Origin of the sequence: Paraburkholderia terricola, assembly GCF_003330825.1 — a bacterium.
GTDB classification, from domain to species: domain Bacteria; phylum Pseudomonadota; class Gammaproteobacteria; order Burkholderiales; family Burkholderiaceae; genus Paraburkholderia; species Paraburkholderia terricola.
Genome location: NZ_CP024941.1, coordinates 2,719,757 through 2,739,058 on the forward strand (window position 1 = coordinate 2,719,757; position 19,302 = coordinate 2,739,058).

The window sequence follows — 19,302 nt, forward strand, 5'->3', positions numbered from 1 at the left end:
TGCCCTACCGCTGCCGCTACCGCTGCCGCGCGGACGCATACTCATTCAGCGCATCGATCACCCGATCGAATTCGAACGACTTGTCATAGAAATGCCGCACCCCGTACTGCTCACATCGTTCCCGATAAGCCGGCAACGCATGATTGGTCAGCACCGCAGCAAACACGGAATCGATCAGCCCTTCGCGCTGCAAGTACGCCAGCACGGGTACGCCTGAACCCCGCTTCAACTGCAAGTCGACGATCACCGCATCGAACGCCTCGCCGTTCAGCAGCGCGATAGCCTCGTCGGCGGAATCGGCGTAGGCGGCCACGCGCAGCAAGCCGGACGCGTCGATCGCTTCCACCAGGCTCCTGCGGATCAGCGGCGAATCCTCGATCAGCAACACCCGCAACGGCGCGCGGCGGGCCGGGTCGTCAACGAGGTTCGATTCGCTGTTCATCGGAGTATCTCGATCGTCCATTATTCGATCAAGCCGTTCTTGATCGCGTAATACGTCAGATCGGCATTGTTCGCCAACCGCATTTTCTCCAGCACGCGAGCGCGGTACGTGCTCACCGTCTTGACCGACAAATGCAGTTCCTCCGCGATCTCGGTCGGAATCCGGCCCGCCGCGAGCTTGCAGAAGATCTGGAATTCGCGCTCGGATAACGCTTCGTGAGGCCTGCCCGCGGCCGGCTTGTCGAGATTGTCGGCGAGCGTGTCGGCCACCGCCTCGGACAGATAGCGATGCCCGCGCGCCACCGCGCGAATCGCCCGCACGATTTCCTCGGGCTCGCAGTCCTTGTTCAGATAACCGTTCGCACCGGCGCGCAGCAGGTTGATCGCGTATTGGCTCTCGGGATAACCCGACAGAATCAGCACGCCCTGCTCGGGACGAATCTGCTTGATCACGCGCAAGGTGTCGATGCCGTTCTTGTCCGGCATCGCGATGTCGAGCAGCACCACGTCGAACGCCTGCTCGCGCACGAGACTGATGGTCTCGTCGCCGGTGGCGGCTTCCGCCGCGACGCACATGTCCGGCTCGTCCGCGACGAACTGCCTGAAACCGCCTCGGACGATCGCATGGTCGTCAGCTATCAGCACTCGAATCATCGTTTTGGTGTCCGTGCCAGGGAAAACGCTCCGAAGCAGACATTGTAATGATCTCCGGCATGCGTCGGCCGCCCTCGGGCGCTTTCGCACACCGGTTATGCGTTGGTTATGCGTTGGTTCTTCGTTGGTTCTTCGTCGAGTATTCGTTATTCGCTACTCGCGACCCTGAAGCAGGTCCGCCATGTCGTCGGCATGCTCTTCTTCAACAGCGAGGATTTCCTCGAAGAGACGCCGCGTGGTCACGTCCTTCTCGCCGAGATAGCGAACGATCTCGCGATACGTGTCGATCGCGATACGCTCGGCGACCAGATTCTCGCGGATCATATCCGTCAGATTCCCGCCTTCCTTGTATTCCGAATGCGCGCGCGTTCGCAAACCGTCCGGCGCGAAATCCGGCTCGCCGCCCAGTTGCACGATGCGCTCGGCGATGCGGTCGGCGTGTTCCTGCTCTTCTTTCGCATGCTGCGCGAATTCCGCGGCCACGGCCTCGGAGTTGATGCCCTTCGCCATGAAGTAATGCCGCTTGTAACGCAGCGTGCAGACGATCTCGGTCGCCAGTGCGTCGTTGAGCAGCTTGAGCACCGTCTCGCGGTCCGCGCCATAGCTTTGCGTGACCGGCCCGTCAGACATGTGCTTGCGCGCGTCCTCGCGGATCTTTCGGACGTCCATCACGAATGGATCGCGCGATTGGGATGCCGCGCCTTGGGCGCCAGGTGAGTTCGCCATTGAGTCTCTCCTTTATCCGGTACGGTGGGGATGGCGCATCGGGCACCAATCGCACCCGATGCTCCTTCGAGCAAGTGCATTTCGTCTACGTTCGGAATACGCCGAGCAGCAGCGTGACGACGAACACGACGAGGAAAATGTAGAACAGGATCTTCGCGATTTCGGCCGCGCCCGCCGCGATGCCCGTGAAGCCGAATACGGCGGCAATCAGCGCGATGACGAAAAAGACGATGGCATAGTGAAGCATGGCAACTCTCCTTCCTGTTGGTATTCGTATCGAACGAACCGCGCTTCAATTTCAAAAGACGCGGCGTGCAAAGCGTGCGTCGAGCGTCGCTAATCGATGATTTTTTTCGTCACCACGAAGCCCAGCACGAGGAACACCACACACAGAATCACGAACACCACGAACAGGACTTTCGCAATTGCCGCGGCGCCCGCCGCCACGCCGGTAAACCCGAGAAGGCCGGCGATCACCGCGACGACGGCGAAGAACAACGCCCATTTCAGCATGATGGCTTCCTCCTGCAAAACGGTTGAACGACCACGTTCATCCTATCGGTCGTCGACCGCGCGCGCATTCCGACGCGCTCCGGTTTTCGTGTGAGAATCCGCTGACATTCGATTACGGCAGCGTTACGCCGCCAGCCTCGAGCCGCGCGACGTTACACTGAAGCTCCGAGCCAGGAACCCGACGTGTCAGATATGCAGAACGTGTCGAACGGGCAGCACCCAGGCGCCGCGGCGCGGCTCAGCGCCTGGATGCGCAATCGCAGTTGGGCGATCGCGATGACGGTCGCGATCGTCATCACCGTGGGCGGCCTCGTGATTCTCGAGACGGCGCGCGAGCGCATCGCCGCCGAATACGAAACCGCGCTCGAGGCGCGCGACGTCACCGTGCAGTTGAGCATGCTCGCGAGCCAGGTGGCGCATCTGAGCGCGCAGCAAGACCGGTTTCTTCTGACGAAGCAGGACGCGCCCGCGCGGGATTTTTGCGCGACTGCCGCCCGGATTCGCCAGAGCGGGCGGCAGTTGACCGGCTTCTACCACGGCGGCAAGGCGGACACCGCCGAGTCGGCGAGCTTCGCGCAGGTCGCGACGCTGATCGAGGCGCGCATCGGCGCGGGCGCTGCCGCGATGCAACAGGCCGCGCCGCATCCCCTCGATCTCCGCGCTTGCAGCAGCACGAGCGAGGCCGGCGCCGTCGACGCCTCGCTGATCGACAGCACGCTCACGCTGCTGCGCGATAACGAGGAGCGCCGCGCGCAGCATGCGCTCGCCGCGAGCCGCGCCGATCAGCGCATCTCCACGCTGTGCGCGGCCGGCTTGTCGGCGCTGAACATCGTGCTGTTCATCCTGCTGTTTCGCAATCTCGGCATACAGATCGACCGTCAGGCGCGCGTGCAGCGTCAACTGATCACGCAGCAGGAAGAACTCGATCAGCTCGTCAATGAGCGCACCCGTCAGCTCGAAGCGCTGGGCTGGCACTTGCAGGCGGTCAGCGAAAACGAAAAGACCCAGCTCGCGCGCGAGTTGCACGACGAACTCGGCGCGATTCTTACCGCGAGCAAGATGGACGTGGCGTGGGCCAACCGCAAGCTGAAGAACAGCGAGCCGGATGTCTCCGAGAAGCTGAAGCGCGCGCTCGCCAATCTCGACCAGGGCATCGCGCTCAAGCGCCGCATCATCGAGGACATGCGACCCACGGTGCTGGCGAACTTCGGGCTCGTCACCGCGCTGCGCACGCTCGCCGACGAAGCCGCGCAGCGCAACAACTGGATGCTCGATCTGCACCTGCCCGCCGACGATATCCAGCTCGACGAGCAGACGGAGATCGCGCTCTTCCGGGTCGCGCAGGAGTCGCTCACGAACGCCGCCAAGTACGCGCGCGCCTCGAAGGTGTCGATCGCGTTGCAGGTCGGCGACGGTGAAGTGGCGCTGCACATTGCCGACAACGGCGTCGGCATCACGCCCGCCGATCTGAAACGCACGCACACGCACGGGCTGCTCGGCATGCGTCAGCGCGTCGCCGCGCATGGCGGACGCTTCGACATCCGGCGCGGCGTGCCGAACGGCACCGATATCCACGTGGTGATGCCCAACGCCGGCGCGGCGGCGCCGTCGAAAACCTCCGTGTAGCCAGGCGCTGCGGGACACGCGAGAACTTCTGTAGGAGTGCGCCGACGCAAACACCGGAGCACGCCTACAGCAAAATCGCAGCGCAACCGACAGCGCCGTCCCCGCTCATTTTTTAACATGCAATCAGACCGGGCCGACCGGCTCACGCCACCGTCGGACGACAACATCAACCGATGCATTCTCGACAAGGAGAACTTTCATGAATCGACTGATCGCTTTGCTTCTCATTGCAGGGACGGCCGCACTCGCCGGTTGCAACACCATTTCGGGAGCCGGCGAGGACATTTCGAAGGGCGGCAGCGCCATTACGAATTCGGCCGAAAAAGCCAAATAAGCAGCTTGCAATGGATCGAGCGCCAGGCGTCTAGCGGCGCCGGGTCATGCAGGATCTCCAGAGTCCGCCGCGGGAAACCGCGGCGGTTTTTTTATGGCAGCGCGCAGTACGCAGCACGCCGTTGCATTCGCTGGCGGCCTTGCAAACAAAACGGCGATCCACTCGCGTGGATCGCCGCCCCGTCCTCCCCTGGCGCTTGTCGCCTGTCGCATGCGTTCGCCGCGTGTGTTAGTTCACATCGGCCGCGGCCATGCGCAGGTTTGGCGCGCTCATTGCCCCGTCAGCGTGTTCGTCAACTCGACGCTCGGCGTGCTCGTGTTGCCGTTCTGCGCCACCAGCAGATGGATCTGCCCCGGCACGAGCTGACTCAGCGTGCCGGCGATCGGCACCGAGGTCACCAGCCAGTCGGCATTGTTCGACAGCGTGAACGACGTCGACTGGAAGATCGGCGTCTTGCTGCCGGCCACGGTCGCGATCAGCACGTAGGTGCCGCCGGACACGTAGATCGAATCCTGACCGGTCGGCGGCACCGCGTTCTTGAACGCCACGCCCGCCATCGTCGGCGACATGCCGGCGATGTTGGTGTTGGTGGACTGAACCAGATACAGGTCGAGGTTGGTCGCGTTCGCCGACGCGTTGAACGCGCGCAAACGCGCGCTATTGGACAGCAGGCCCTTGTCGAAAGGATCGTCGATCAGGCCGATATCCGGCGCGCTCGAGCCTGGCAAAGCCAGCACCGTGTATTCGTGACCCTTCGCGACATTGGGGAAGGTGCCGCTCGCGAGCGCGGTGGTCGTGCCCGTCGCCGCGTAGGCGACCGAGGTCGAACCCGTGTTGATGTTGGTGAAATTGGTCACGCCTTTATAGGCGACGTTGGTTTGTCCCGAGGGCGCCGTGCCGTTCACGATGAAGTCCAATGCCGGCCCGCTCGGAATCGCGTGGATGAAATGGATCTGCGGATTGGTCAGTCCGAGTTCCTTGCCGACGTCGTCGGAGCCGCCTCCGCATGCGCTCAGAACTGCTGCGACGGCAACCAGAGCCGTCATGGTTCGGATTAGTTTCATTTGTATTCACCTATATCGATGTTGGGCGCTGGACCCATTGATTTGCGGGCGTGCCACCTCGAATGTCACGCCGTGCGCAACCGTGCTCGTTGATCGTTGGAATGGTTCTCGCCGGCTCTGTCGAAACGAAGCTGCCCCTCCTATCCCTGTCTCACATCGCGCCTGTTTTTCGAACGGCGCGGTCCATGTCGATGGACGCTCGCAACGAGCAATGCGTGTGCCGCAGGGGACGCCATGGCTTACGGCGGCTTGGGAATGTCTTACGGGACAATGCATTGCGAGGATTAGAAAGTTTCCTCGGAAGGTTGGCCGAGCGAGCGGTGTATTGTTCGTGCGCATCCAATACTTACACGGCGCCCTGCATGTCTTACCAACACTTACTCGCCGAACTCGACCTGGGCTTCACCCGCTTGCGCAACCGCGTGGTGATGGGCTCGATGCACACCGGCATGGAGGACCGCTTCTGGCATTACCCGAAGCTGGCCGCCTATTTCCGCGAGCGCGCGAAAGGCGGCGTGGGGCTGATCGTCACGGGCGGCATCTCGCCGAATCGGCAAGGCTGGCTGCTGCCGTTCGGCGGCACGTTGAACAGCGTGTTCGATCTGCGCAATCATCGGCTGTTGACCGGGGCCGTGCATGCCGAAGGCGGCAAGATCGCGCTGCAGATCCTGCATGCGGGCCGCTATGGTTATCAGCCATTCGTCGTATCGGCATCCGCTATCAAATCGCCGATCTCGAGGTTCACGCCGCGCGCGCTGAGTCTCGCCGGCATCGCGAGCACCGTGCGCGACTATGCGCGCTGCGCCCGTCTCGCGCAGCGCGCCGGTTACGACGGCATCGAGATCATGGGCAGCGAAGGTTATCTGCTCAACCAGTTCCTCTGCCCGCGCACCAATCGTCGTGACGATCGCTATGGCGGCAGCATCGAGAACCGCATGCGCATCGCGCGCGAGATCGTCGAACAGGTGCGCGCGGTGTGCGGCGAGCGCTTCATCGTCGTGTACCGTCTTTCGTTGATCGATCTGGTCGAAGGCGGCAACACGTGGGACGAAACCGTGCAGGTTGCAAAGGCGCTCGAAGCGGCCGGCGTGACGATGTTCAACACGGGCATCGGCTGGCACGAGGCGCGCGTGCCGACCATCGTGACCTCGGTGCCGCGCGCGGCCTTCGCCGCGCTCAGCGCGCGCTTGAAGGCCGCCGTGAAGGTGCCGGTGATCGTGTCGAACCGCATCAATACGCCCGAGGTCGCCGAGGAACTGCTCGCGCAGGGAGCCGGCGATCTGGTCTCGATGGCGAGGCCGCTCTTGGCCGATCCCGAGTTCGTCGTGAAGACCGCCGAGGGACGCGCGCACGAAATCAACACCTGTATCGCCTGCAATCAGGCTTGCCTCGATCACACGTTCAGGAACGAGCGCGCGACGTGTCTCGTGAATCCGCGTGCCGGACGCGAGACCGAACTGGTCTATCGGACCGTTTCAGGACCGGCGGTGCGCTCGGTGGCGGTGGTCGGCGCGGGTCCGGCGGGACTCTCGGCGGCGACGGTGGCGGCCTCGCGCGGGCATCGCGTGACGCTGTTCGATGCGAGCCCAACCATCGGCGGCCAGTTCAACCTGGCGATGCGCGTGCCGGGCAAGGAGGAATTCGGCGAGACGATCCGCTATTTTCAGAGCCAGTTGCGGCGTCATCGCGTCGACGTGCGGCTCGATACGCGCGTCGATCCCGCGCTGCTCGCCACGGGCGCTTACGACGACGTGATCGTCGCCACCGGCATCGTGCCGCGGCGGCCGGCGATTCCCGGCATCGACGGGCCGAACGTGCTGTCCTACGTCGACGTGCTGCGCGGCGCGCCGGTCGGCGCACGCGTCGCGGTGATCGGCGCGGGCGGCATCGGCTTCGATGTCAGCGAGTACCTGCTACATCGTCCGGGCGAGCCGTTGCCGATGCCGCGCGACGCGTGGCTCGACGAATGGGGCGTCGATCTCGCGGTGCGCGAGCGCGGCGGTCTGAAAGCGCCGGCGCCGCCCAAGCCGGCGCGGCAAATCTGGCTGTTGCAGCGCAAGGCCGGCAAGCTCGGCATGGGGCTCGGCAAGACTTCCGGCTGGGTGCATCGCGCGACGCTCGCCAGGAACGGCGTGAAGACGCTCGGCGGCGTGTCGTATCTGGAGATCGGCGCGCGCGGTTTGAAGATCGCGCGTGAGGGCGTCGAGGCATGGCTGGATGTGGACACGATCGTGGTGTGCGCGGGGCAGGAATCGCTGCGCGATCTGCTGCCGCAGGCCGCGGCGGCGGGCGTGGTTGCGGCGGAGAGGTCGGTGGAGACACAGAGTCCGCGCTATCACGTGATTGGCGGAGCGAAAGTCGCGACGGAACTGGATGCCAAACGCGCGATTCGCGAAGGCGCGGAAGTAGCGGCGGCGCTTTGATGCTGAAGGGAGTGCGCCGCCGTGGTTTGTGCTGTCGTGCTGTCGTGCTGTCGTGCTGTCGTGTTCGCGCCGCCGCGCCACTGCGGCGGTGCCTCGCACACGCTCAGGCGAGCGCCTTCTTCCGGTAATCGAACCAGAAAGACAGGCCCACGCTCGCCAGAATCACGATGGTCGCGATCACCGTCGAGCGCGTGACCGGCTCGCCGAGCAGCAACGCGCCGAGCGCCACCGCCACCACCGGATTCACGTACATGCAACTGCTGGCGATGATCGGGCTCGTGTGCCGGATCAGGAAGCCGTACGCGACGTACGCGGTCATCGTGCCGATCAGCATCAGGTAGATGAACGCCAGCAGCGGCAGAAAGCGCACTTCCAGCATCCGTTCACCGGAAACCAGCGCGACCAGCGTCGACATCGCGCCGCCCAGGCCGATTTGCAGCGAGGTCGACAGGAACAGGTCCGATGGCAGCTTCAGCCGCCCGGCCAGATGCGCGCCGCCGGCCCAGAACAGCGCGCCGCACAGAATCGCGAGACTGCCGCCCGCCGAGCCCGGCGTTTCGTCGCCGTGGCTCAGGATCGCGATGCCGACCAACCCGAGGCCGACCGCGAACCACTCGCCCCGGCCGATCTTGCGCCCCGCCACCGCCGCGATCACCGTCGCGAACAGCGGCACGGTCGCGACCATCACCGCTGCGGTGCCGGTGCCGACCGTGCGCATCCCATAGGCCAGCATGCCGCTCGACAAACCCACCAGCATCGTGCCGACGAGTCCCGCATTGCCGATCTCGGCGGCGCTCGGCCAGACCGGATTGCGGCGCGCCGCGAAGATGAACAGCCCTACGCCGGCAAACAGGTTGCGCAGACCGGACAGCAGCAGCGGCGGAAACGAACCGAGCGCGACGTGCACGGCGAGATACGTCGAACCCCACACGAGGTAGACGACGGCGAGCGCGAGCGCGATCTGTCCGTTGCGCGACTGCGGCAAACGGATGGAAAAACCACCCGGGACAAGGCGCGAAAAAAGGCTGGGAAGTTGCGACGACATGCGTTCAACCCGCCCATGCCGCTCGAGGCGCCGCGCCCCCGCTGAAGACCCCGTGGCGGGATGGCGGACACCGCATCGGCGATGCGGTCTGACGGGCGAGGCTGGCGGACATGTTGGTGGAACGAGAAGACGATAGATGGCCAAAGGGGCCACAACGCCGCGGTGGTCGAAGGAAATCGCTCCACGGCTGACACGCGTCCAATGTTGGGCGCGCATCGCATTATGCAGTAAGCGCCCACCGCGCCGTGCGAAAGAATCGTAATTTTTTGCGTGCCCGCAACAAAAAAGCCGGGGACGTTTCCCCGGCTTTCAGCGCGCGCGCCCCAAGCCCTTTCGGGCTATGCGGCGGGCATCGAACAGCGCGCTCAGTTCGCCATTGCGCCGGACGCTTCGTGCTTCATGCCCATCGCGTCGCCGTCCTTTTTCATCTTGTCGTGCTTCTTCATGCCGTCCTTCTTCATGCCGTCCTTCGACATGGAATCCTTCGACATGGCGTCGTGCGACATCGAATCGTTGGACATCGCGCCGCTTGCCTGCGCGAATGCCGCGCCGCCGCTGGTCAGGAAAGCGACGGCGATTGCTGCGATTGCAAACTTCTTCATGGGATGACTCCGTTGTCGTGAATGAATAGAGCCGGCGCCTTGCTCATGCCGGCGTGTTTCCGAAGCTTCTGCCGCCTGGGGTCGCGCATTGGAATGCGGCATGCGGCGACCCGCGCGCGTCAGGAGCCTCCGAACCAGTTGTAGCCCTGGTCGACCCAATAGCCGCCAGGATACGTGTTGGTGACGAACATCTCGACGATGTGCTTCGGATTCTTGTAGCCGAGCTTGGTCGGCATGCGCAGCTTCATCGGGAAGCCGTATTTCGCGGGCAGACGCTCGCCGTCGTATTCGAACGTGAGGAGCGTTTGCGGATGCAGCGCGGTCGGCATGTCGATGCTTTCGTAATAGTCGTCGGCGCATTTGAAGCCGACGTATTTCGCGCTGGTGTCCGCGCCGATGCGCCGCAGAAAATCGGCGAACGGCGTGCCGCCCCAGCGGCCGATCGCGCTCCACCCTTCCACGCAAATGTGCCGCGTGATCTGCTCCGCATGCGGCAGCGCATACAGCTCGGGCAAGCTCCAGACGCGCTGACCGGTCACGAGTCCGCTGATCTTCAGCTTGTAGCCGGCGCCGTCGACCTCGGGCACTTCGTCGATGCCGTAGTACGCGTTGAACGGAAACGGCCGGGTGATCTGCGCTTCGGTGTAGGTCGGCGCAAGCTGCTTCGGATCGAACAGCGCGGCTTGCGCGCGATCGTTCAGGCGCGATACGGCCGTGAGGAACGTGTTGACCGATTCGTCGTCGGTCAGCGAGCAGCCGGTCAGCATCGACAAACCGCCGAGCGTCAGCAGCCGTTTGCCGAAGAGGCGCCGCGACGGCATCGCGAGTTCGCGCCGGGCGTCGATCAGGATCGACTCGCGGTCGAGCCGTTGGCCGGTCGGCCGAGCGGATTCTGGATTGGGCTTGTTCATGATTCGGTATCCTCGGGCTTGGCGTAAGCGGCTCAACGTCCGCGCAGCATGGCGACGAGCGAGCGCGGCACGAGCGCCACCATCGCCAGATGCACGACGATGAACGCCGCCATCAGCGACATCGCGAAGAAGTGGACGATGCGTGCGTTGTCGTAGCCGCCCATCAGTTCGCGCAGCAGCGGAAACTGCACCGACTTCCAGATCGCGAGGCCCGACAGCACCAGCACGATCAGGTCGCAAACGACGAACAGGTAGGCGAATTTCTGCACCGCGTTATAGACGCGCAGATCGGCGTGCGAGAGCTTGCCGGTCAGCGCGGCGATGAGGTCGTGCAGCACGGCGCGCGGCGAGATGGGCAGGAACTTGCGCACGAAGCGCCCGCTCGCGAGATTCAGCGCGAGATACAAGAGACCGTTGAAGACCAGCAGCCACATCGCCGCGAAATGCCATTGGAGCGCGCCGCCGAGCCAGCCGCCGAGCGTGATTTCCGGCGCGAAACGAAAGCCCGGAAAGATCGGCGAGGCGTTGTAGATGCGCCAGCCGGAGAGCATCATCACGATGGCCGCGAGTGCGTTGAGCCAATGCGTGACGCGCACCCACAGCGGATGAATCGCGCCGCTTTGCGGCTTGGCGGGCGGCGCGCTTTCGCGCAATGCATGAGAAGTTGCCATGAGATTCTCCGTGAACGAAGGCCGCGGCGCGATCAACGGCAAGCGGCGAATTCCGCGGCTTGCCGCGCGGCGGAAGGTTTGCATGACGTGCGCCAACAGGGTCTGCACGTTTGTCGAACGATGCGGTGGGTTATGACACCCCGTTTTGAATTTTTTGTCTGACGCCGCGCATCGCCCGACATCGAATTGAGAGACTGAGGGGCGCATGGCCCGTGCTAACATGGGTCTTCCATCGCGCCGGTTCCCTGTCTTGCGGCGCTTGTGCGAACCTCTTTCTTTCGACCTTGCCGGCTACTCTCATGCGCTTTCCGACTTACCGTGCCTTCACCCGTTTGCGCCGCCGCGGCGCGACCGGGTACGCGTGCGCGGACGTCGCACGGTGCCATGCCGGCGAGCCGTCCCGAACGCTCCCGCTTCCCGCCGCCCGGCGCCCGATCTAACGCTGCTCCCTCCTATACCGGAGCCGCATCGTCGGGCTCCGGGCCGATCTCATCCGCACGCTGTCCCCTCACCTGCAGATTGAATTGAATTGGAGCACCCGTCATGAAAAAGACGAAAACCTGTTACCTCACCGAACTCGACGTCGCCCGTCTCGAGAAGCATGCGGCCGCGCCGGGCGCCGACGCGAAAATGCAGGACATGCTCGACGACGTGCTGGAACGCGCGGTGATCGTCGACGCCCGCGAGATTCCCGCCAACGTGGTCACGATGAATTCGCAAGCCACGCTGATCGACGAAAGCACTGGCGAGCACATGACCTGGACCGTCGTCTATCCGCCCAATGCGGATTTCGCGCAGGGCCGCCTAAACGTGTTCTCGCCGGTCGGACTTGCCTTGCTCGGCGCCAAACGCGGCGAACGCATCAGCTTCACGCCGCCGAGCGGCACGCCGAAGGTGCTGAAGCTCGACAAAATCCTGTTTCAACCGGAAGCCGCCGACGATTTCACGTTGTGATTTCATGTTGTAAGCGGCACGCGTGCGAGGCGCCACTGTTGCGCCGCATCATGTCCGGCCGCGCCGCGGTCTTCATGGAATAGTACGCCGCCGACCGGCGTTCGAATTATCGAGACGGTTGCCAAGCAGCGCTCGCGCAGTGTATTGTGTGCGCTGCTAACGCGGGGGTCCTGCGTCGCACGGAGGTTGGAGGTCCGTGTTGCGTGGGTGAGAAATACCCTTTGAACCTGATCTGGATAATGCCAGCGCAGGGAAGCGTACGGATTTCGCAGCGGGTCTGGTTTCATTTCTCGCGATTTCCGACGACATTCATCTCATCTCCTGCTTAGCGGCCCCACATTGCCTTGCATGGGACCAGCGCCAACTCTGGTCGACACAGGAGATAAGCATGAACGCCAATCCGAAGTTCCTTTCCGCCGACGCCCACGTCGATGCCGCCGCTGTCGCCCCGCTGCCGAATTCGCGCAAGGTCTACGTGACCGGCTCGCGGCCCGACATCCGCGTGCCGATGCGTGAAATCTCCCAGGCCGATACGCCGGACAGTTTCGGCGGCGAGAAAAATCCGCCGGTCTATGTCTACGACACGTCGGGCCCCTACTCCGATCCTGAGGCGAAGATCGACATCCGCGCCGGTCTGCCCGCGCTGCGTCAAGCCTGGATCGAAGAGCGCGGCGACACCGAAGCGCTGACGGGTCTCACGAGCGACTACGGCCGCGAACGCGCCGCCGACCCCGCCACCGCAGAATTGCGCTTCCAGGGCCTGCACCGCACGCCGCGCCGCGCCAAGGCGGGCGCCAACGTGTCGCAGATGCACTACGCGCGTCGCGGCATCATCACGCCGGAAATGGAATACATCGCGATTCGCGAGAACCAGCAGCGCGCCGCCTATCTGGAAAGCCTGAAGACGAGCGGCCCGAACGGCGAAAAACTCGCCGCGATGATGGGCCGCCAGCATCCGGGCCAGGCGTTCGGCGCGAGCGCGTTCGGCCCCGACGGTCTGAAGGAGATCACGCCCGAATTCGTGCGCGAGGAAGTCGCCCGCGGCCGCGCGATCATTCCGAACAACATCAATCACCCGGAAAGCGAGCCGATGATCATCGGCCGCAACTTCCTCGTGAAGGTGAATGCGAACATCGGCAACTCGGCGGTGACGTCGTCGATCGGCGAGGAAGTCGACAAGATGACGTGGGCGATCCGCTGGGGCGGCGACACGGTGATGGATCTGTCCACCGGCAAGCACATTCACGAAACGCGCGAGTGGATCATCCGCAACTCGCCGGTGCCGATCGGCACGGTGCCGATCTATCAGGCGCTGGAAAAGGTCAACGGCAAGGCCGAGGATCTGACCTGGGAAATCTTCCGCGACACGCTGATCGAGCAGGCCGAGCAAGGCGTCGACTACTTCACGATCCATGCGGGCGTGCGTCTGCAATACGTGCCGCTCACGGCCAGGCGCATGACGGGCATCGTCTCGCGCGGCGGCTCGATCATGGCGAAGTGGTGCCTCGCGCATCACAAGGAAAGCTTCCTGTACGAACATTTCGAAGACATCTGCGAAATCATGAAGGCGTACGACGTGGCCTTCTCGCTTGGCGACGGCCTGCGTCCCGGCTCGATCTACGACGCGAACGACGAAGCGCAACTGGGCGAACTCAAGACGCTCGGCGAACTCACGCAGATCGCGTGGAAGCACGACGTGCAGACGATGATCGAAGGCCCCGGCCACGTGCCGATGCAGTTGATCAAGGAGAACATGGACCTGCAACTGGAATGGTGCGACGAAGCGCCGTTCTACACGCTCGGACCGTTGACCACCGACATCGCGCCCGGCTACGACCACATCACGTCGGGCATCGGCGCGGCGATGATCGGCTGGTTCGGCACCGCCATGCTTTGCTACGTCACCCCGAAGGAACACCTCGGGTTGCCGAACAAGGACGACGTGAAGACCGGCATCATCACGTACAAGCTCGCCGCGCACGCCGCCGATCTGGCGAAGGGCCATCCGGGCGCGCAGGTGCGTGACAACGCGTTGTCGAAGGCGCGCTTCGAATTCCGCTGGGAAGACCAGTTCAACCTCGGTCTCGATCCGGACAAAGCGCGCGAATTCCACGATGAAACGCTGCCGAAGGACTCGGCCAAGGTCGCGCACTTCTGTTCGATGTGCGGCCCGCACTTCTGTTCGATGAAGATCACGCAGGACGTGCGCGAATTCGCGGCGCAGCAAGGCGTGACCGACGACGAAGCGCTGAAGAAAGGCATGGAAGTGAAGTCGATCGAGTTCATGAAGAAAGGCGCTGAGATTTATCAGCGGCAGTAAGCGTCGAGGAACAGAGGGAGCGGCGCGCGCGTCGTTCCCTGCATCGACGCGCTGCATCGCAGCATCGAAGCCCGCCGCTGGCGGGCTTTTGCATTGGCGCGCGCAGCAGGCACGCGTCATGCTGGACATGGGGAAACATTTGATTACGAAACCGGCAGTCCGCTGACAAGCGCACACATCTGGATACGGGCTGCGGCGATAAGATCAAATGCAAGGACGGGGAGAACCGTTCATTTCCGAATAACGGCTTCGAAATTCGTTTCGGACCTCAGTCAGGGGAGTAGACATCATGAAAACGATTCGTCGGATGGGCACCTTCGCAACCATTGTCGCGGTCGTCGCGAGCCTCACCGCGTGTGAAGGCATGACCACGCGTCAACGGGATACGGCAATCGGCGCGGGCGTGGGCGGCGTCGCGGGCGCGGCGATCGGCGGCAACGCGCTGTCGACACTGGGCGGCGCGGCAGTCGGCGGCGTGATTGGCAACCAGGTTGGCAAGTGAGCGACGCTCGTGCGTCGAGTAAATGGCTTGGGTTGAACGCGGGCGGGGCTGAAGAATCCGCCCGCGTCTGATTTGCGAAGCGCTTTTGAGGAGACGAGCGTCTCCAGTCAAGCCGCTTCGTCACATCGCCTCGGAGCAACGAGGCGAAATACGCCGTTACGGTTTCGCAATCCGGTTATCGCGTGAGCAGCGTAAGCTCATGGCGTTACGCCCCGAACGGGGGCGTCGGATGCAAACCAGGAGCGCGTCATGAAGTCCCGCGTCACTAATCCTCTCGGTGCGATCGGCCAGCGGCCGCCGCGCAGCCTGTTCCGTCTTCCGCGAACGGGACTCGCGCTCGGCGCCGCCGCGTGTGCGCTGGCGTTATCCGGTTGCTATTACCCCTACGGCTATTATCCGGCGTACTACCCGTACTACGCGACAGTGCCGGCCACTATGGCGCAACGCGAAGTGCCGCTCGGCACCGTCGGCGACTCGGCCAGCCAGCCGCAACAGACCGAGCCGGCGCAACAAGGGCAAGCCGGACCGCCCAGTTCGCCGCCCGCCTATGTGGTCGCCCAGCCGCCCGTGTACGTCGCGCCGGCTTATCCCGCTTACTATCCGGCGCCTGTGTATCCTGCGTATCCCGCCTATTACGGATACGGCTACCCAGGCTGGTACGCGCCTTCGCTGTCGATCGGCTTCGGCTGGGGTTGGGGCGGGCATCGCGGCGGACGCGGCTACCATCACTGAACGAATGCGCAGTGCGAGGCGTCGGGTGCCTCCCTGTGCATGGTCGAAGTGGCAATTTTTCTCACATCAGCGTGAAAATTGCTCGCTTGGTGCGCGTCCGCCACGGCGCTTACGATGACGTCCGTCAGACGCCTTTATTCCCGAATCTTGCCGTTTCATTCCAGCATGAAACGTTTCGCGCGATTGCGCTGCTAGGATGCATTGACGTCTCGACTCAACCGCGCGCGGCGCCCTCCCGATGAATACTAAAAACCTGCTGCAGTTGCTTATCCTCGCCGCCCTCTGGGGCGCATCGTTTCTGTTCATTCGCGTCGGCGTGACCGACTTCGGCGTCGCGCCGTTGATGGCGCTGCGCGTCGGCATCGGCGCGGCCTTTCTAGCGGTCGTGCTGATCGCTCGGCGGCCGCTGGCTCAATCGGCGACGATCCTGCGCACCCGCGCCTTTCCGCTGCTGGTGGTCGGCATTCTGAATTCGGCGGCGCCGTTCTGCCTGTTCGCGTATGCCGAGTTGACGTTGTCGGCGGGCGTCACGTCGGTGATCAACGCGACCACGCCGCTGTGGGGCGCGCTGGTCGCCTTTCTCTGGCTGCGTGATCGCCTGAGCGCGCTGCGCACGCTCGGCCTCGTGATCGGCTTTCTCGGCGTATTGATGCTCGTCTGGGATCAGATCGCCACGCCGAACGGCTCGGCGGCCACGCCGCTCAGCACCGCGCTCGCGGCCGGCGCGGCGCTCGGCGCAACCTTGCTGTATGGCATTGCCGCCAACTACACGAAACGCCATCTGACCGGCGTCGACGCGCTGACCGTCGCCACCGGTACGATGACCGGCGCGACCATCGTATTGCTGCCCCTTGCCGTCATCTACTGGCCGGCCGCGCCGGTCTCGCTGCAGGCTTGGGGCGCGGTGCTTGCGCTCGGGATCGCGTGTACCGGCGTCGCCTATATGCTGTTCTTTCATTTGATTGCGGTGGCGGGACCGGCGCGCGCGATCACCGTGACCTTCGTGATTCCGATCTTCGGCATTTTGTGGGGGGCGCTGTTTCTCGGCGAAGGCGTGTCGCCGAGCATGCTGGAAGGCTGCGGGGTGATTCTGGTGGGCACCGCCCTCGCCACGGGCGTGATCAAACGCCTGCCGTGGATCGGGACACGACGCGCCGACACCTGAGCGGCGTTTGGCGCGATGCGTTCCGGGGGCGCTGCTTCCCCCTGATCCGTCTGGCCCCGCACGCCGGGGACCGAACCAAAGCATCAACAGTAGCCCGCACTCCACCGGAGTGCGGGCGAAACCGTCGCCCTACGAGGATAGACGACGGGGTCACCAAGGCCATGCACGCGCAGGCCGTCATCGGGCCGGCATCAACTCTGCAGGCGGTGCGGGGCGAACCCCCGCCACTCGGATCGGGTGGGTAACCCGGTCCCGTGGGTCCGGCAACGCGCTGCGCGCCATGACGCGCCGCCTCCGAACGATGCCCCGCGCGCTGGTCCCACCTCTAAACGCCGCGCCGCCGGCATGCCGACCGAATTCGCCGTTACCGCTCGAACGCGACAAAAAACGCGCATAAAAAAACCCGCCCGGAATGGTTCCGGGCGGGTTTTCATTCAGGCGCATTTGCCTGCCGCGGCTTCGCTCAGCGCAACTGATCGGCCATCAGACTCATGATCTGGTTGGCCTGCGGGCCGTCCTGGATATTGCCCTTGTCGTCGACCACGGCCACGCGGGTCTCGTTGGGCGTGATCGCGCGGACGTTCACGAGATACTGCTTGGCCACCTTCTCCTTCTTGCCGTGGAAGACCTGGCTCCAGAAGCCCTGCTCCGCCGACGTCATATCCTTCGGATCGACGTAGCGCACGAAGTACAGGCCACGCGTCAAATCGCGATCGTCGACGGTGAAGTTGCTGCGATCGAGCGCGAGACCCACGCGCAACCAGGCCCGGTCATACGGCTCGCCGAGCGTCAATTCGCTGGAGGCGAGCTGCGACGGCGCGTTCGCCGAATCCGGATCCCGCACCGGCTGCTGCGCCGACAGCGCGACGTTTTGCGCCGCCGTAGCCGCGGCCGCCGACTTCGCGCCCGCCGTGGCCGCGCCCGGCGCGGTTTGCGCGCCGGCCGGCGAAACCTCGGCGCTTTGCGTACCGCCGCCTTGCGCGCGCGAATCGGCCAGCGCGAGCGCCGCCATCAGCCGCTTCAGGTATTCCTGCTCGAGGCCCGGATCGTTCGGCTTGGGTTCCCACTTGCTCGAATCGTTATTCGTGCCGGTAAGCGCCTCGCGCATGCCCTTCTGGCTGACGAACACATAGGTGCCGCCGTTCGGCGCGGCTTCGAGACGCGTGCGGTACTTGTTGCGCTCCGACGTGACGTAGCTGTTGCCCATTGCCTTGGATAGCGTGCTGCGGATCAGGCCGTCGTTGATCTGCGCGTGCGTTTCGTTCCAGTCGGTCTCCATCACGCCCTTGTCGCGTTGGTCGACCACCAGCAGGAAGCCCTGCTCCTGCCAGAAGCGGCGGATCTGCGGCCACGCCTGTGCGGGCGCCTTGTTGTCGATCACGAGCCAGCTTTCGGTGCCGTCGCGCTGGATATGCATGCCCTTGACCGGCGGCACGACAGCCACGGCATTGTCCGCCGGCGCTTGCGCCCGGACCTGCTTGAGCGTGGACAACGAGGTTTCGCCGCCTTGCGGGGGCAAGGAACGCTGATCGGGCGTCTCGTCGATCATGTTCGGCGGTACGGCAAGTGACACTTGCCTGGACTTCGAGTCGCTCTTGTAGTCGATTTTGGTCGGCGACGAGGTGCCGCAGCCGGCGACCAGCCCGCCTGCCATCAGCATTACTGCAAACCGCTTGGTAAGACGAAGATCAGTCATGTTCGGGGAATCCTTCCGCTACGCCACGGCAAGTTTCCGTGGATCAACCCAACATTTTACCGATCCCGGCGAGCCGTGTGCAAAAACCGGGGTTGGCGCGTGAATCGGGCGACCCGCGACGCGCGCCGAAGCCATCGCGGCAAGCCATTTGACGTGCGCGGGATTGCGCCTCGCCGAAATCCCGCCGCGCAAGAAAAGCCGTCGCTCCACGGTCCCTGGAAGCGCTCGTGCGCGCCGCGTTTAACAGTTGACAACATTTCCCAATCGCTTGTAGGACGCGCTCCTGCTGTCTGTCAGATCATTGTTTTAAAAGACACTTCCCGCTCACATGGCTGACCATTTTGGGATTGCGTGAAGCGCGCAACGTCACGCCAGATAACGATCAGGAAACCTGAGTGTTATCTTGAAATGGAGATCTCAATAAAACTCCAACGCACCCATCGCGAGACGGACAGCCATGCGAAATCCCCATTTTTCCCCGACCTTCACCGCTTCGGCGATGGCGTTCATCGTGCTGTGCGCCAGTGCCGATGCGCAGGCCCAACTAGGCGGCGCGATGCCCCTCGCCGCGAATTCGACCGGAGCAGCGCCGAAAACATTGCTGAACGGCGCGCTACGCCTTCGCACATCGACCGACGCCGGCAATACCACCATCAACGAATACGCGACGAACACCGGCCAGATCATCGCCTACGCGTGGGAAGGCCCAACCATGCCGAATCTGCGCGCGCTGCTCGGCAAGTACGCCGACTCCTACCTGAACGGCGCCGCCGCGCTGCCGCCCGACGGCAATCTGCACGCCTCGCGGGTGGTGCGGGCGGACGTGGTCGTCGAATCGGGCGGCCCGATGCGCGGCTACGTGGGACGCGCATGGCTGCCGGCGGCCTTGCCGCCCGGCGTCGCCGCCGACGACATCCGCTGAA

General features: G+C 64.1%; 20 protein-coding genes and 1 riboswitch. Of the genes, 9 read left to right on the forward strand and 11 right to left on the reverse strand.

The features are described 5' to 3' along the window. Positions 1 to 16 precede the first annotated feature (16 nt). The 5 genes from CUJ90_RS12030 to CUJ90_RS12050 all read right to left on the reverse strand — a co-directional run bounded on the left by CUJ90_RS12030 (position 17) and on the right by CUJ90_RS12050 (position 2,334). Entirely contained in the window at positions 17 to 442 is a 426-nt protein-coding gene (locus CUJ90_RS12030; RefSeq protein ID WP_114162838.1) for a response regulator, read from the reverse strand. 20 nt (positions 443 to 462) lie between these two features. Continuing rightward, positions 463 to 1,095: a response regulator gene (locus CUJ90_RS12035; protein WP_083084075.1), complete on the reverse strand. Its 633-nt coding sequence runs from the start codon at positions 1,093 to 1,095 to the stop codon at positions 463 to 465. 153 nt (positions 1,096 to 1,248) lie between these two features. After that, positions 1,249 to 1,821, reverse strand: a complete 573-nt coding sequence (locus CUJ90_RS12040; protein WP_073430500.1) for a ferritin-like domain-containing protein — start codon at positions 1,819 to 1,821, stop codon at positions 1,249 to 1,251. Positions 1,822 to 1,906: 85 nt separating this feature from the next. Next, entirely contained in the window at positions 1,907 to 2,068 is a 162-nt protein-coding gene (locus tag CUJ90_RS12045) for a DUF1328 domain-containing protein (RefSeq protein WP_073430501.1), read from the reverse strand. A gap of 89 nt (positions 2,069 to 2,157) precedes the next feature. Then, entirely contained in the window at positions 2,158 to 2,334 is a 177-nt protein-coding gene (locus tag CUJ90_RS12050; protein WP_073430502.1) for a DUF1328 domain-containing protein, read from the reverse strand. Between the two features lie 192 nt (positions 2,335 to 2,526). Between CUJ90_RS12050 and CUJ90_RS12055 the strand changes: the two genes are divergently transcribed. Both CUJ90_RS12055 and CUJ90_RS12060 read left to right on the forward strand, forming a co-directional pair. Then, a complete protein-coding gene (locus tag CUJ90_RS12055) occupies positions 2,527 to 3,960 on the forward strand; it encodes a sensor histidine kinase (RefSeq protein ID WP_114162840.1) in 1,434 nt (477 codons plus the stop codon). Positions 3,961 to 4,159: 199 nt separating this feature from the next. After that, positions 4,160 to 4,294 (forward strand): entericidin A/B family lipoprotein, encoded by a 135-nt coding sequence (locus CUJ90_RS12060; protein WP_073430504.1) that lies wholly within the window; start codon positions 4,160 to 4,162, stop codon positions 4,292 to 4,294. A gap of 269 nt (positions 4,295 to 4,563) precedes the next feature. On the opposite strand, the gene CUJ90_RS12065 is transcribed toward CUJ90_RS12060, so the two are convergent. Next, the gene (locus CUJ90_RS12065; RefSeq protein ID WP_083084078.1) at positions 4,564 to 5,358 is read right to left on the reverse strand and encodes a DUF4397 domain-containing protein; all 795 of its coding nucleotides are present in this window, start codon (positions 5,356 to 5,358) and stop codon (positions 4,564 to 4,566) included. Positions 5,359 to 5,720: 362 nt separating this feature from the next. On the opposite strand from CUJ90_RS12065, the gene CUJ90_RS12070 reads away from it, so the two are divergent. After that, positions 5,721 to 7,781 carry an NADPH-dependent 2,4-dienoyl-CoA reductase gene (locus CUJ90_RS12070; RefSeq protein WP_114162842.1) on the forward strand — a complete coding sequence of 687 codons (2,061 nt, stop codon included), beginning with the start codon at positions 5,721 to 5,723 and terminating at the stop codon, positions 7,779 to 7,781. A gap of 103 nt (positions 7,782 to 7,884) precedes the next feature. Here the strand turns inward: CUJ90_RS12070 and CUJ90_RS12075 are convergent, their stop codons facing one another. The 4 genes from CUJ90_RS12075 to CUJ90_RS12090 all read right to left on the reverse strand — a co-directional run bounded on the left by CUJ90_RS12075 (position 7,885) and on the right by CUJ90_RS12090 (position 11,010). Then, positions 7,885 to 8,826, reverse strand: coding sequence for an EamA family transporter (locus tag CUJ90_RS12075; RefSeq protein ID WP_114162843.1), 942 nt, complete (start codon positions 8,824 to 8,826; stop codon positions 7,885 to 7,887). A gap of 365 nt (positions 8,827 to 9,191) precedes the next feature. Beyond that, a complete protein-coding gene (locus tag CUJ90_RS12080) occupies positions 9,192 to 9,428 on the reverse strand; it encodes a pentapeptide MXKDX repeat protein (protein ID WP_114162845.1) in 237 nt (78 codons plus the stop codon). A 119-nt stretch (positions 9,429 to 9,547) separates the two neighbouring features. After that, positions 9,548 to 10,339, reverse strand: coding sequence for a molybdopterin-dependent oxidoreductase (locus CUJ90_RS12085; RefSeq protein ID WP_083084082.1), 792 nt, complete (start codon positions 10,337 to 10,339; stop codon positions 9,548 to 9,550). Between the two features lie 32 nt (positions 10,340 to 10,371). Beyond that, a complete protein-coding gene (locus tag CUJ90_RS12090) occupies positions 10,372 to 11,010 on the reverse strand; it encodes a cytochrome b/b6 domain-containing protein (RefSeq protein ID WP_073430561.1) in 639 nt (212 codons plus the stop codon). Between the two features lie 543 nt (positions 11,011 to 11,553). Here CUJ90_RS12090 and CUJ90_RS12095 point away from each other — a divergent pair. From CUJ90_RS12095 to CUJ90_RS12115, 5 genes are all read left to right on the forward strand, one after another. Beyond that, complete coding sequence (locus CUJ90_RS12095; protein ID WP_073430510.1) at positions 11,554 to 11,964, forward strand: GreA/GreB family elongation factor; 411 nt, start codon at positions 11,554 to 11,556, stop codon at positions 11,962 to 11,964. 153 nt (positions 11,965 to 12,117) lie between these two features. Further along, positions 12,118 to 12,236, forward strand: a riboswitch (TPP riboswitch). A 116-nt stretch (positions 12,237 to 12,352) separates the two neighbouring features. Next, entirely contained in the window at positions 12,353 to 14,284 is a 1,932-nt protein-coding gene (gene thiC / locus CUJ90_RS12100) for a phosphomethylpyrimidine synthase ThiC (RefSeq protein ID WP_073430511.1), read from the forward strand. A gap of 289 nt (positions 14,285 to 14,573) precedes the next feature. Next, positions 14,574 to 14,786 (forward strand): glycine zipper 2TM domain-containing protein, encoded by a 213-nt coding sequence (locus CUJ90_RS12105; protein WP_073430512.1) that lies wholly within the window; start codon positions 14,574 to 14,576, stop codon positions 14,784 to 14,786. A gap of 249 nt (positions 14,787 to 15,035) precedes the next feature. After that, positions 15,036 to 15,518, forward strand: coding sequence for a hypothetical protein (locus CUJ90_RS12110; RefSeq protein WP_073430513.1), 483 nt, complete (start codon positions 15,036 to 15,038; stop codon positions 15,516 to 15,518). A gap of 238 nt (positions 15,519 to 15,756) precedes the next feature. Continuing rightward, entirely contained in the window at positions 15,757 to 16,683 is a 927-nt protein-coding gene (locus CUJ90_RS12115; protein WP_114162846.1) for a DMT family transporter, read from the forward strand. 463 nt (positions 16,684 to 17,146) lie between these two features. Here the strand turns inward: CUJ90_RS12115 and bamC are convergent, their stop codons facing one another. Further along, a complete protein-coding gene (gene bamC / locus CUJ90_RS12120) occupies positions 17,147 to 18,379 on the reverse strand; it encodes an outer membrane protein assembly factor BamC (protein WP_073430515.1) in 1,233 nt (410 codons plus the stop codon). A 457-nt stretch (positions 18,380 to 18,836) separates the two neighbouring features. Here bamC and CUJ90_RS12125 point away from each other — a divergent pair, with 457 nt between their 5' ends. Then, on the forward strand, positions 18,837 to 19,301 hold the full coding sequence (locus CUJ90_RS12125) for a DUF2844 domain-containing protein (RefSeq protein ID WP_114162848.1): 465 nt from the start codon (positions 18,837 to 18,839) through the stop codon (positions 19,299 to 19,301). Position 19,302: the final 1 nt, after the last annotated feature.